At 44.1% G+C, this 12,554-nt stretch carries 13 protein-coding genes and 1 pseudogene; 4 read left to right on the plus strand and 10 right to left on the minus strand.

The window, feature by feature from the left end:
- Nucleotides 1–43: 43 nt before the first annotated feature.
- Entirely contained in the window at nt 44–853 is an 810-nt protein-coding gene (locus tag ACHZES_RS05710; RefSeq protein WP_154527009.1) for a Cof-type HAD-IIB family hydrolase, read from the minus strand.
- A gap of 155 nt (nt 854–1,008) precedes the next feature.
- Here ACHZES_RS05710 and ACHZES_RS05715 point away from each other — a divergent pair, with 155 nt between their 5' ends.
- On the plus strand, nt 1,009–1,140 hold the full coding sequence (locus tag ACHZES_RS05715; protein ID WP_278245571.1) for a hypothetical protein: 132 nt from the start codon (nt 1,009–1,011) through the stop codon (nt 1,138–1,140).
- A 78-nt stretch (nt 1,141–1,218) separates the two neighbouring features.
- Nucleotides 1,219–2,031 (plus strand): annotated as a pseudogene (locus tag ACHZES_RS05720) (ABC transporter substrate-binding protein); the annotation flags it as partial.
- Between the two features lie 166 nt (nt 2,032–2,197).
- On the opposite strand, the gene ACHZES_RS05725 reads toward ACHZES_RS05720, so the two are convergent.
- Nucleotides 2,198–2,386, minus strand: a complete 189-nt coding sequence (locus ACHZES_RS05725; RefSeq protein ID WP_395548826.1) for a hypothetical protein — start codon at nt 2,384–2,386, stop codon at nt 2,198–2,200.
- Nucleotides 2,387–2,883: 497 nt separating this feature from the next.
- On the opposite strand from ACHZES_RS05725, the gene ACHZES_RS05730 reads away from it, so the two are divergent.
- Together ACHZES_RS05730 and ACHZES_RS05735 are read left to right on the plus strand one after the other, a co-directional pair.
- Nucleotides 2,884–4,704 carry an amidohydrolase gene (locus ACHZES_RS05730; RefSeq protein ID WP_395548825.1) on the plus strand — a complete coding sequence of 607 codons (1,821 nt, stop codon included), beginning with the start codon at nt 2,884–2,886 and terminating at the stop codon, nt 4,702–4,704.
- A 303-nt stretch (nt 4,705–5,007) separates the two neighbouring features.
- Nucleotides 5,008–5,976: an SIS domain-containing protein gene (locus tag ACHZES_RS05735; RefSeq protein WP_395548824.1), complete on the plus strand. Its 969-nt coding sequence runs from the start codon at nt 5,008–5,010 to the stop codon at nt 5,974–5,976.
- Nucleotides 5,977–6,104: 128 nt separating this feature from the next.
- On the opposite strand, the gene ACHZES_RS05740 is transcribed toward ACHZES_RS05735, so the two are convergent.
- From ACHZES_RS05740 to ACHZES_RS05775, 8 genes are all read right to left on the minus strand, one after another.
- Nucleotides 6,105–7,004, minus strand: coding sequence for a PfkB family carbohydrate kinase (locus ACHZES_RS05740; protein WP_395548823.1), 900 nt, complete (start codon nt 7,002–7,004; stop codon nt 6,105–6,107).
- 28 nt (nt 7,005–7,032) lie between these two features.
- On the minus strand, nt 7,033–7,884 hold the full coding sequence (locus ACHZES_RS05745; RefSeq protein WP_395548822.1) for a histidinol-phosphatase HisJ family protein: 852 nt from the start codon (nt 7,882–7,884) through the stop codon (nt 7,033–7,035).
- Entirely contained in the window at nt 7,881–8,720 is an 840-nt protein-coding gene (locus ACHZES_RS05750) for a carbohydrate ABC transporter permease (RefSeq protein ID WP_395548820.1), read from the minus strand. Before ACHZES_RS05750 ends, ACHZES_RS05745 begins: the two co-directional genes overlap by 4 nt.
- 14 nt (nt 8,721–8,734) lie before the next feature.
- The gene (locus ACHZES_RS05755; RefSeq protein ID WP_404820335.1) at nt 8,735–9,673 is read right to left on the minus strand and encodes a carbohydrate ABC transporter permease; all 939 of its coding nucleotides are present in this window, start codon (nt 9,671–9,673) and stop codon (nt 8,735–8,737) included.
- A gap of 8 nt (nt 9,674–9,681) precedes the next feature.
- Entirely contained in the window at nt 9,682–11,040 is a 1,359-nt protein-coding gene (locus ACHZES_RS05760; RefSeq protein WP_395548818.1) for an ABC transporter substrate-binding protein, read from the minus strand.
- A gap of 272 nt (nt 11,041–11,312) precedes the next feature.
- Nucleotides 11,313–12,020, minus strand: a complete 708-nt coding sequence (locus tag ACHZES_RS05765; RefSeq protein WP_395548817.1) for a GntR family transcriptional regulator — start codon at nt 12,018–12,020, stop codon at nt 11,313–11,315.
- Nucleotides 12,021–12,128: 108 nt separating this feature from the next.
- The gene (locus ACHZES_RS05770) at nt 12,129–12,383 is read right to left on the minus strand and encodes a hypothetical protein (RefSeq protein ID WP_404820336.1); all 255 of its coding nucleotides are present in this window, start codon (nt 12,381–12,383) and stop codon (nt 12,129–12,131) included.
- 54 nt (nt 12,384–12,437) lie between these two features.
- Nucleotides 12,438–12,518 (minus strand): ParA family protein, encoded by an 81-nt coding sequence (locus tag ACHZES_RS05775; protein ID WP_404820385.1) that lies wholly within the window; start codon nt 12,516–12,518, stop codon nt 12,438–12,440.
- Nucleotides 12,519–12,554 lie beyond the last annotated feature (36 nt).

Raw genomic sequence — 12,554 nt, forward strand, 5'->3', positions numbered from 1 at the left:
CATTTTACCATACTAAAGTTGTAAAGTCCACCCTTCGCGGACATCATGAGAGCATAAATTTTTCTATCACATGCGCTATTCCGTCATCGTTGTTGGAAAGTGTCACATAATCAGCTGCCTTCTTTACCGGGAGAACTGCATTCTCCATAGCAACACCAAGGCCTGCATATTGGATCATGGACAAATCATTGTAACCGTCTCCGCAGGCAATCATCTCTTCCTTACTCATGCCAAGCTTTGACAGCAGACGCTCCAGACTTGCCGCCTTGTCCACTCCTTTAGGGAGTATCTCCAAAAAATAGGGTTCTGAACGGTAAACGCTGTAATCCCGCCCTAAGGCCGCCTTTACCTTTGGCTCTACCATGGCAAGATAGTCACCTTCTTCAAGCATCATGAATTTAACAACCGGAAACTGTACATAAGCCTCCATATCCTGGATTTCTTTTACTTCCAGCTTATTGATGGCCGATTCCTTTTCTACATATTCATCAACCGCATTGGGAGTGATGATTAAATCATCTTCATAGGTAAGGATGTTCACTCCATGATCCTCTGCCATGCGGATAATTCTGGAATTTGAGGACATAGGCAATTCCCTTGCAAAAACCGTTTCTCCGGTTCTGCAGTCAATGATGCGTCCTCCGTTAAAGGACAAAATGTATCCTCCCGACTCATGAAGTTCCAATTCTTTCGCAAGGGGCATCACCCCGTAAGTGGGTCTTCCGGAAGCCAGTACAATAATTCCGCCCTGTCGTTTTAATTCAAAAAGTGCCTCTTTGGTCTTGGGTGTGATCACCTTATTCCGATTGGTCAGCGTCCCATCCAAATCCAGCACAATCATCCGATAGTCCATTAAATTTCTCCTGTTTTGTAAATTTTACTATAGCAGTATAACACAGTTTCTCTTCTTATTCCATCCTAAAATACAGAAATATATAAATGGACGGAACTGCAGCCTGGCCCCCCTCATACAATGCCAATAGGAGATACTAAGAAAGGGTTAATGATATGGAAAAGGCAATCGTTTTATTTCTGGTTGCACTTATGCTGGCTGCCTCCCTGACAAGCTGCAGAACCACGGCCAGGAAGCATATAAGACCGCTTTTTTATCAGGTATCCAGCACGGACACGGTATTATAAAATTTTTTCATAAGACAAAGTACCTTCCCATATTCACATAATAAAATGTAGTATTAAGATTTCCCTAAGGAGGATTTTATGAGAAAAGCCTATCATTTTGTTCTGGCGGCCATACTCACCGGAGCTTCTTTACTTAGCCTGACCGCCTGTGGCTCAAAAGCAAAGGCATCTGAATTAACTCCGGTCACACTAAATGAAGTTGCCCATTCTATCTTCTACGCTCCCCAGTATTCAGCCATTGAACTGGGATATTTTGAGGATGAAGGCATTAATTTAACCTTGGTCAACGGGGCCGGCGCCGACAAGGTTATGACTGCTCTGATATCAGGCGATGCCGATATCGGATTCATGGGTTCTGAGGCCAGCATTTATACTTACGCGAACGGTTCGAAAGACTATGCCGTCAACTTCGCCCAACTGACCCAGAGAGCCGGAAACTTCCTTGTAGGAAGAGACGATCAGCCTAACTTTAAATGGACGGATCTTAAAGGCAAGAAGGTAATTGGAGGCAGAGCCGGGGGAATGCCGCAAATGGTATTTGAGTATATCCTGAAAAAAAATGGCATTGACCCTGTTACGGACTTATCCATTGACCAGAGCATTAACTTTGGCCTGACTGCTGCGGCATTTACCAGCAATGATGCAGACTATACCGTTGAATTTGAACCATTTGCCACAGGACTTGAAAAAGAAGGCAGCGGCCACGTAGTGGCTTCTCTTGGCGTTGATTCCGGATATATTCCTTACACTGCCTACAGCGCAAAGAAAAGCTATCTGGAAAAGAATCCGGAAGTTATCCAGAAATTCACCAATGCAATCCAAAAGGGTCTGGAATACGTGAACTCCCATTCATCGGAAGAAATTGCAAAGGTGATCCAGCCCCAGTTCAAGAACTGGGGCTGCAAAATGATAAAAAGATGCGATTAATATTGAATTTTTCTGAACAGTCCCACCTCCAGTTGATGGTTATGACCACGCTTTTTCCCGCCCACTATCTTGGCAAAGGCTTCTGTTCCCGCTCGGGTCGATATAATTCAATGGACTGCTCTTTGTATAGTTATAGCGATTCAAGGTTATCCTCCATCAAGAAATTTCCATGTTTTAAATCATAATAACGTGTCCTTAAAAACTGGGATTCCAAGTTTGGATTATAGTTCTCTGCATTGTAGGAGTAGACATTGTTGTACTGCGGCTTTCCAAAGATGATATCTCCGGCCGGATTGTAACTATAAGACTGCCAAATCATTCCCTTGGCATCGGTTTTCGTAGGTGTAATACCCTGTCCAGCCAGTTATGGAAATATAGGGAGTCACTTTGGAAGAAGACGGATTTTCCAGGTTTTACCTCCTGTTTGTCATCAAAAAGAAAGGGAGGGATGCATTTACACTGAATAAAAAGACTCATCCGGAATCTGGATTACCTTATCATATATCTATCTGATACCCAGACCATTTTACACGAAAAAAGCATCGTTTTTCAGGCCGCCTTCTACGAAATATAGACGGGATACGCCAATAATACGATGCAGCTGACCTTTTGTTCATGGTTTTTCAGTGAAAGACTATTCCGGTAAATTTATCCTTATCAATAGTAAAAACGAAAAAAATCCTTCCAGTTTATGCAAAGTTTAGGATAAGTTGAATATATGGCTGATTGTAAACCTTTGAAACCGTAAAATATAATAAAGGCAATCCCGCCTCTAACGGCGGCAAAAATCAGGCAAAGAGAGGTTAAGAAATATCTATGAAAAAAAGATTAATGAGTATGCTGCTTGCGGCCACAATGGCCGCCTCCCTTACGGCATACACCGGTAATACCGGGAGCACAAAAAGCAGTACGGAGGTCCCAGCCACGGGCAACACCGATGCGCAAAGCACAGGCAGTATCGAAACCCCAAGCACTGAAAAGGCCGATTTAGTACTAAAAAACGGTGTGATACAGACCATGGTAGATGAAAAGAGCACTGCCCAGGCTGTAGCCATCAAAGGCAATGAAATCGTCTATGTGGGCGCTGACAGCGGAATTGATAAGTACGTCTCCAGCAGCACAAAAGTTATTGATTTAATTGGACAAATGGTGGCCCCCGGCTTCATGGACGGACATGTTCACGCTCCCGGATTCTGGATCGACAGGCTCTATAACATCGATCTTGGAAAATCAAAAACCAACGAGGATTATTTAAAGGCAATCAAAGAATTTGTAGTTGCACATCCTGAAATGGAATATTATGAGGGAAGACCCTTCCTCCTCAACGTATATCAAAAGGTCGACGGCAGTAACCCAGGACCGCAGAAGGAAGATCTTGACACCATAAGCGCAGATAAGCCCATCGTAATTGCTGATGCCTCCCATCATACCTTCTGGGTCAATTCAGCCGCTCTTAGGCTCGCAGGAATAACAAAGGACACCCCAGATCCCCAGGGAGGGCTTATTAAACGTAACGAAAGTGGAGAGCCTACCGGAATGCTTAATGATTCCGCAGCTCAAATGGTTCTTACAAAACTTCCGAAAAAAGAAATCACCGGTGATATGATAACCGCAGCCTTTGAAAAATTCCAGGAAGAATGCAATTCCTATGGAATTACGGGCATCACAAGCATTGGTACCGACGCAAATCCGGAGCAAATCCGGGCTATGGAAAAAAAGGGGGATTTAACGCTCAGGGTAAGAGTGGCACCCATCATCCGCCCCGGTAGCACTCCAGAGGAAGCCGTTACTCTAGCCAACAATATCAAAGCAGCAGACACACCGATGGTGACAGGCGGTACCATAAAGTTGTTTTATGACGGCGTTACCGAGGGTGCAACAGCGGTTATGCTTGAGCCCTATTCGGATGCTGCCGGAAAAGGCAAAGACTGGCGGGGAGAACCTGTATGGAAGCCGGATATATTTAACAAAATGGTAAAGGAGCTTGACAAAGCGGGCATTCAGATCCATGTTCATGCTATCGGCGACGGCGCTGTTAAGGGCACCCTTGACGCCTTTGAGGCCGCTCAGAAGGCAAACGGCATTCATGACTCACGCTTTACCATGACTCATGTCTGCGCCATTCAGGACAGTGATATCAAGCGTGCAGCCGATATGAAGGTAGTTTCAGCCCTTCAGTTCCTGTGGATGTATAATGATCCCTTCTGCCAGCTTGAATCCGCCTATGTGGAAAAAGACCGGGCCTTTGCATTCTACCCCACAAAGAATATGATAGATGCAGGTTGTATCATCTCCGGCGCAAGTGACGGCCCTGTTTCACCATACAACGTGCTTGACGAAATTGAGACAGGAGTAACACGCAACAGCCCCTATCCGGGAGAAGATAGTACCGATATGCACCGCTGGCCGGAACAGGCTCTGACGCCTTATGAGATGCTTGAGGCTTATACAAAAAATGTTGCCTATGAAAATTTTGAGGATAAAGAAATAGGTACCATTGAACCCGGAAAAAAGGCGGATCTGGTAATACTCAGCCAGAACATCCTTACCTGTGACCCGGCGGCAATTACCGATACCAAGGTCGTATATACCATCTCTGACGGACGCATCGTTTACGGAGAACAGACAAATAAATAACCAGATGTCAGCCTGAGCCTTGGGGCCAGAAAATATTAAAGGGCTGGTGTATCCTTCAAAATAGACTTTCTGGACTCCTCCCGCCTCTTTCTTTTTTCCACGATTTCAACGATGATTTACTTTACTTTCATTAATATGGCCCTCCGCTTTCTTATTAACACCTTACATGTTGTATCATAACATCTTGCATTAACTTTTCAAGTATTTCAACGATTTTATTTCACATATTCGTTGACACTTGTTATATGATGTTATATAATGTATTTATAAATCAAGTAAATTTACTTTTTGGAGGTACATATTATGACAGTCAAAGAAATTGTTTCTGCAATCAAGGCTGAGCATCCAAGCATCACTTCTGTCTTTTTCGTTGGTTGCGGTGCTTCAATGTCAGAATTATTTCCCGGAAAATATTTTCTAGAGGCAAATTCCAGAAGGCTTCGGGTGAGTATTTACACTGCAAATGAATTTTACTATTCCCCCCCCGTATCCGTTGATGAGTCTGCAGTTGTGGTGACCTGCTCCTTAAGCGGAACCACTCCTGAAACAGTAGCTGCTTCGAAAAAAGCCATGGAACTTGGGGCTGCCGTCATCTCAGTAACCCATATCCAGGACTCTCCCCTTGCCGCAGCTTCCCATTATCAGATCATCCATGGCTTTGAGGCCAATTATGCTGCAAAGATGGAGAAGATGACCAGTGTTCTTGCACTTTCTATGGAAATCCTGAGCGCTTATGAAGGATACGCTCACTACGATGAGATGCAGGATGGTTTTTCAAAGATTTATGGTCTGATCGAGACCGCTGTTTCCATGAGCCTTCCAGCTGCAAAAGCATTTGCAGAAAGTTATAAGGACATGCCTATTTTGTATGTGATGAGTTCAGGGGCAACCCAGATGGTCTCCTATTCCTTCTCAAGCTTTCTCATAATGGAAATGCAGTGGATCCATTCCAGTTCCTTCCATGACGGAGAATTCTTCCACGGTCCGTTTGAATTGACTGAAAAGGATGTTCCCTATCTCCTCCTTATGAATGACGGCCCGACACGCCCCATGGATTCCAGAGCACTCTCCTTCCTTCAGCGTTTTGACGCAAAGGTAATGGTCCTGGATGCAAAGGATTTCGGCCTCAGTTCCCACATTGACAAATCCGTTGTGGAATACTTTAATCCTATTCTGATCAGCGGCGTCCTAAGAATCTACGCAGAGCAGCTGGCGATCATACGCAATCACCCCCTTACAAAGAGGCGGTACATGTGGAAGCTTGATTATTAAAACAAAGAGCCTGCAAAGCGGTGCATTCTTTGATCCATAAGACATAACTTCCCGGGAATTAAAAATGCCCCTATAAGACAGTCCTTGAAAAGACCGGCTGTCTTATAGGTTTTTTTACATACAGTGAATCATTCTTTAAACTTTTTTCCAAATCCAAAGGAGCCGTCCTTCTGGCAGTTCTGGGAAGAATAAACAGCGGCCTTATAAAGGCTGGTCTTTATGACCATATCCTTGTACTCCTTTGCACCAGTTATGCCCGACATCTCTGAATTATCAGGAAAATCCACTGCATACTTCATTCCGTCCAGATAGCTGACCAAAAAACAGGTGATAAAGGAATCTCCTGCTCCCATGGTGTCCTTTGCCTTTACAAGGCAGGGAGGCTGTTTATATATGTTTCCGTCCACATACACAAAAGCTCCCTTTGCCCCTCTGGTGGCAATGACCATATGGCGGCAGCCATAGGAAATGATGTCTCTTATCTGATTCCGTATCTCCTGCTCCGACATGTCTTCCCCGCAGGAGACACAGGCGCAGTCAATATAAGGACAGGTTTCCTTTAAATATTCCAAAGAGGCACGATTAGAAAAATCCATGGAAAGAAAAGCTGCCCATTCCCCAAGAACCGGAAGCTGGGCCTCAATGTAGCTGAAAATGCTGGTATGCACCATGTCATACCCTGTAATATATTCCCTGTCCATCCTGGTCAGGTCCAGAGGATAAGTCAGGGAAACTCCGCCCTTATTGCTATCTATAAATACCCGGTCCCCGTTCACCAGCTTCACCTTTGCAGCGCCGTTTTCCCCTTTCCAGAAACGGCATCTGGAAACATCAAGCCCCAAGGCAGCAATTGTATCATATACGTGCCCGGCTTCCTGGTCGTCTCCGAAATTCCCCATATACCCGGCTTCACAGCCAAAGAGTTTTGCATACACAGCAAAATTCAAGGCATTCCCTCCTGGATACATGGTCATGGTGTGCATATACTTATCCACCACATTATCTCCCAATCCTAATACTCTGATCATGGTCTGTTCTCCTTTTCCCATTATGTACCTATATCTTTTCAGGAAAGGCCCGCCGCCTTTTAAATCCCGTGATCTCCCTGATGCCTGCTTCTTTTAAAAGCTTCTCCGCCTCAATAAAATCTGCTGCAACCTCCTCCGGCTTATGGGCATCCGAACCAACCGTTACCACTGTTCCGCCTAGGTCAGCAAACAGCTTCACTGTTTTTAATGATGGCATGGATTCTCCCACTTCCTGCCTGAATCCGGAAGTATTGATTTCTATGCCCTTACCTCTGGCAATCAGGTTTTTAAGAATTCTTGCAATTTCCTTCTCATATCTTTCGTAATAATCAGGAAGCCCATTTTTAGCTGAATGTCTTTTAATCAGATCCAGATGCCCCAGACAGTCGAATTCTCCTATTTCCGAAAGCCTTAACAAGTGGCGGTAATATGCTTCTGCAATCTGGGGCATTGTCTTTTCCGTATATTCCATTTGGCTGACGTCAATGTTCTCGATCTTGTGAAGAGATCCGATTATAAAGTCAAAGGGATATGCACAAATTACTTTTAATGTCTTTTCCGGGCATAAGTGCATCTGCCCTATTTCCAACCCCTGACGTATGACCAGCTGCCCTTCAAATTTTTCCCTGCATCGTTCCAGGGACCTCCAGTACTGTCTTAAATATTCTTCATGAAAATGCTCCGTCACGATTCCATGGGCATAAAACTCATAATGATCCGTAAACGCAATTTCCTCCAGCCCCTTTTTTATGGCGCTTTTGCACATTTTCTCCATAGGAACCCCTGCATCAGGAGAAATACTGTGAACATGATAATCTGACTTCAACAAAATGATTCCCCCTTTTTTCATAATATCCCAAGGCTCTGTTTCGACTTTCATCCCTTTACTGCTCCCTGGGTAAGTCCGCGGACAAACTGCCTCTGCATGCACAGGAACAAAAGTACCATGGGAAGAGAGGCAATCAGGATACCGGCCAGCATGACCACGTAATCTGACTTTAAATCTCCCTGAAACGCCATAAGTCCAAGGGGAATGGTCATGATTGACTTGCTTTCCAGAAATACATTGGCAAACAGGAATTCGTTCCATACAAAGTTTAAATTCACAATGGCACAGGAAGCCAGAACTGGCTTACTGATTGGAACAATAATTAGGAAAAATCTTTGCAGGCTATTACATCCGTCCACAATGGCCGCTTCTTCCAACTCCTTTGGAATGGAAATAAAATAAGAGCGAAGAAGGAACATGGTAAACGGAATGCGGAATGCCACGTAGGGAAGGATAATGGCCCACTGGGTATTATAAAGCTTCATGGACTGCAAAATTTTATAAAGAGGGACCAGAGCCACCTGCTCGGATAATGCCATACCTCCCAGCACCAGGAAAAAGATAAAGGTGCTGCCCGGCAGTTGGAACCTGGTCAGTCCATAGGCCAGAAATGAACTGATGAACAGGATAAAAACCAAAGACACCACGCTTACCAGAATGGAATTCTTAAAGTAGTTAAAGAGGCCCTTATTCCATGCGGTTACATAGTTGACTCCCATCCATTTTTTCGGCAATGCCAGGGAATTCAAAAACATCTCCTGGTTGGTCTTTAAAGAGTTCAGAATTAGCCACATGACCGGAAAAAGGATGACGCATATTAGAAAAATCAGGAACATATGCAGTAATATCCTTAATAAAAAAACTTTTAAATTAACAGAATGTTTCATCCTGCATTCCTCCTTTATGCCTCACCGGACCTTGAGACCTTTAACTGTATGATGGATGCGGTTAGGGTTATGGCAAATATCAATACCCCTGTTGTGGCAGCCATGCCCATATCGTCATGCAGAAATGCATTCTGATAGAGAAATAGTCCCAGAACCTGAGAATTATTCCCAGGGCCTCCGCTGGTGGTTGAATAAACCTCGGTAAATAATTTAAATGCCCCAATGATGGTAATAATGGAGCATACCAGAAGCTGTTCCTTGGCAAGGGGAAGAGAGATGCTTAAGGCCCTCCTCACAGGCCCTGCCCCGTCAATGAGGGCCGCCTCCAGATAATCCACCGGTACGTTTTGTAAAGCCACCACCATGAGCAGCGTAATATAACCGGTAAACTGCCACTGGCTCATGGCTATGATACAGAAAATGGCCATTCTTTTATCTCCCAGCCAGGTCTGCTGGAACTGGGAAAGTCCTGCATGTTTTAAAAAAGTATTTAAAAGGCCTACCTGGGGGGAATAAATGAAATTAAACATCAGACCAACTGCTGTCAAAGAAATCAGGGACGGAATAAAATAAACATTCCTATAAAAACCTCTTGCCCTGCCAGTGAGTCTGCTCTCCAGCAAAAGAGCCAGGGCCGTTCCAAAACCTACCTGAACCATCAGGGATATAACACAGTAATACACGTTGTTGCGCATCATAATCGGAAATACTTCATTGGTAAATAAACGCCTAAAATTATCCAGTCCTACGAACTTCATGGTGGAGGAGTAAGAAGACAGGCGGAAAAAGCTGTACACGCAGTTGACTATAATAGGAATGTATACAAAGCCTAAAACCATAAAAAGGCCCGGCAGTATATATAGGTATGGCACTAATTTCTTTTTTTTCATCTGGGTCCCATCCTTTTTTATGAACAGGGAGCTTAATACGCTCCCTGTTAAGCTGATATTCATGAATGAAGCTAATGGACCAGTGTCTGGGCTTCCTTTGCTGTTGCCTGAACCTTTTTCATGGCATCTGCCGGAGTAACGTCCCTGTTGGTGACATCGGAAATAGCGGTCAAATAAGTATCGCATACGGTGGAATACAGGGAGCTGTCAAACCATGGTCCCATTTCCTTTGCGGAAGCAATCGCCTTATATGCATCAATCAGAGATGGGTCCTTAAGTCCTACATCAACCCCCTTGGAAGCATTGAACCAGCCTACCTCTTCCGCCTGGGCGGCGCCGACTTCCGGTCCAAGGAACCATTTTAGGAACTGGACACATTCCTCCGGGTATTTGGTCTTGGAAGAAACAACAAAGCCTTCCGGAGAACCGGTGAGAAGATCCGGGTTTCCTGGGCCTTCCACAACTGGGAAGTTAAACATTCCCCAGTTCAAATCCCCGTTTTCCTGTTTAATATTTGAAATTTCTACCAGTTCCGCATACAGCATGGCTGTTTGTCCCTGTGTGAATCCAAGCCTTGCCATATCATGAGTCTGTCCGTTGACACCGGGATTCATGTAAGGCACCAGCTGCTTATAGTATTCCAGGGCCTTCTCATATCCCGGATCGGCAAATTCCCCTGTCATTGGATTATAGTCTTTTACCCTTACATCGTCTTTCACAAGCATCTGGTTTAAGGTGCCCACATAGTGGCAGGCCGGCCACTGATCCTGATTTCCCTCTGCAATAGGTGTGATCCCATCCCCTTTCAGCTTATCACACAGGGTTATAAATTCATCCCATGTCTTGGGAATTTGAAGGCCTTCCTTTTTAAATATATCTTTATTGTAAAAGAACAGTTTGCCGTCCAACCGGAAGGGAACGCCGTAAATCATTCCGTCATCAGTGGTATACTCCACCATCTGAGTGGGCAGAAGGGAATCCTTCCATGCCCCATCCTTTTCCATATACGGTGTCAGATCCATGATCAGATTTTCACGGATAAAACGTTCAGAAAACTCACCGCCCCAGCTAAAAAAGATATCAGGACATTCATCAGATCCCACGACTACTTTGATCTTTTCCTTATACGGCTGATTCTGAGCGCTGGTGATCTGGATATCAATATCCGGGTGGGCAGCTTCATATTCTGCTACCTTTTTTTCAATAAATGAGTTGCAGGGATCATCAGGAAATCTGTGGAACAGTTTAATGATCTTTTTGTCTCCTGTGGAGACTGCTGCCGTTGTATCCCCGGAAGCGGACTGGGAGGATTCAGCAGAAGCTTTAGAGGAGGGGGACTGGTCACTGTTATTGCCGCTACAGGCATTCATGGACATTGCCATTATGCAGGATAGACCTGCAAATATTGCTTTTTTAAAGCTCTTTTTCATAATTTACTCTCCTTTCTTGTACCCGGTAAAATAGATGCAATAGTCATGTGTTGTATGTATACATCTTATCACAACTTAGATACATTATATTATGATATAGTACATTTTGCAATAGCTTTTTTTCATTTTATTGTCTGTTTTATACCAAGACTTAAGCATATGCAAGTTCCGCATAGTAAAAATGACGAACATTTAAGAAAATAAAGTTTTATTTTCCCAAATTCTTCGCCATTTAAGATATTATTTTCTTTTATTAACTATGCTTTGCCCCTTTACGTAAAAAAAGTCAGCTTATACCTCTCCGGATTGATGATCAGCTTGCTGTAATGGATGACCTGACCTTCCTCATCCATCACCTGATCTTTGTGCAAAAGGAGGACCTGGCCTTCCCTTACCTTCAGATATCCAGCTTCCTCTTTCGTTGCATAGCATATTTCCACAGTCTTTACCGCATGGGTTGGTACAGCATCATGCCTACGCAAGATGGAGTAAACAGAGCTTGTCAGGTCTTCTCCCATGAGATAAGAGTACTTTGACGGAAAATAGGCTTCTTCCAGCATGACCGGCTCCCCATCGCTCTTTCGGATTCGGACAATCTTTAAAACACGGTCCTTTTCACTTTTATGAAGATACTGGCTGATGGAAACGGAAGCTGATGTCCACTCCAGGGAAACCAGTTCCGTAGACGCCGTCTTCCCGTCATTTTCACACATCTCCGTAAAGCTTAAAAGCTTATTCATGACCCGGTTCAGCTTCTTCGCAGCCACAAAAGTACCGATTCCCTGGTGCTTTGTCACATATCCCTCATCAGCCAATATCTCAATTGCCTTTCTGACCGTGATTCTGCTGATATCATAAGCCTGGCTGAATTCTAGTTCCGTCATAAGCTTTTCATTTTCCTTAAGTTTGCCCTCTATAATCTGCTGCTTAATATCATCTGCAAGTTGCTGATACAAGGGGATGATTGAATTCTTATTCATGTTTCTCCTTTCTGAACTCTCTCATTGATTTGTTTCATACATCTTATAATATCACGCCCATCCAAAAAGGACAATTATATTTCTCCCTAATTTTTGCTTCCCCTTTCCTCATGAAAAACTTGTCTTGCAGCCGTAAATTTCCACAAAACCAGTACCCAGTCCGATGCCATCACCCAGAGCATCCTTGCATTGTAAGAAATCTCCTCCGGCAGCCAGCATCTGCGAAACCAGCAGCATCCTGCGCATAGAAAATGCCTTGGTACAAGATACGTATACTTCCCGGTTTCCTACGCAACACCCGGCCAGATTGATTTGTTCTATATTGACCTTCATCGATTGAACATAGGTTGAATGAATTATCAAAATATTATCCTACTTGTCCTTACTTGGTCCCTATAAAGGGACACCGCCTAGGTATCAGGCCAGCGTGGTGGCCGTGGCTGTTTTGCCTACACCTCCCTTTTCGTTGATAATTGCTATGATTTTCGCCATCGGCATCTATAAGGATAAAATCAGAACCGCCTAAACAATTAC

Origin of the sequence: Lacrimispora sanguinis, assembly GCF_044987295.1 — a bacterium.
Lineage (GTDB): Bacteria > Bacillota > Clostridia > Lachnospirales > Lachnospiraceae > Lacrimispora > Lacrimispora celerecrescens_B.

What these genes read in the sequence shown, in the direction of transcription:
- ACHZES_RS05710 (WP_154527009.1), bottom strand. Translation starts at nt 853, where the DNA reads ATGGACTATCGGATGATTGTGCTGGATTTGGATGGGACGCTGACCAAT.
- ACHZES_RS05715 (WP_278245571.1), top strand. Translation starts at nt 1,009, where the DNA reads ATGGAAAAGGCAATCGTTTTATTTCTGGTTGCACTTATGCTGGCTGCC.
- ACHZES_RS05725 (WP_395548826.1), bottom strand. Translation starts at nt 2,386, where the DNA reads ATGATTTGGCAGTCTTATAGTTACAATCCGGCCGGAGATATCATCTTT.
- ACHZES_RS05730 (WP_395548825.1), top strand. Translation starts at nt 2,884, where the DNA reads ATGAAAAAAAGATTAATGAGTATGCTGCTTGCGGCCACAATGGCCGCC.
- ACHZES_RS05735 (WP_395548824.1), top strand. Translation starts at nt 5,008, where the DNA reads ATGACAGTCAAAGAAATTGTTTCTGCAATCAAGGCTGAGCATCCAAGC.
- ACHZES_RS05740 (WP_395548823.1), bottom strand. Translation starts at nt 7,004, where the DNA reads ATGATCAGAGTATTAGGATTGGGAGATAATGTGGTGGATAAGTATATG.
- ACHZES_RS05745 (WP_395548822.1), bottom strand. Translation starts at nt 7,884, where the DNA reads ATGAAAGTCGAAACAGAGCCTTGGGATATTATGAAAAAAGGGGGAATC.
- ACHZES_RS05750 (WP_395548820.1), bottom strand. Translation starts at nt 8,720, where the DNA reads ATGAAACATTCTGTTAATTTAAAAGTTTTTTTATTAAGGATATTACTG.
- ACHZES_RS05755 (WP_404820335.1), bottom strand. Translation starts at nt 9,673, where the DNA reads ATGAATATCAGCTTAACAGGGAGCGTATTAAGCTCCCTGTTCATAAAA.
- ACHZES_RS05760 (WP_395548818.1), bottom strand. Translation starts at nt 11,040, where the DNA reads ATGAAAAAGAGCTTTAAAAAAGCAATATTTGCAGGTCTATCCTGCATA.
- ACHZES_RS05765 (WP_395548817.1), bottom strand. Translation starts at nt 12,020, where the DNA reads ATGAATAAGAATTCAATCATCCCCTTGTATCAGCAACTTGCAGATGAT.
- ACHZES_RS05775 (WP_404820385.1), bottom strand. Translation starts at nt 12,518, where the DNA reads ATGCCGATGGCGAAAATCATAGCAATTATCAACGAAAAGGGAGGTGTA.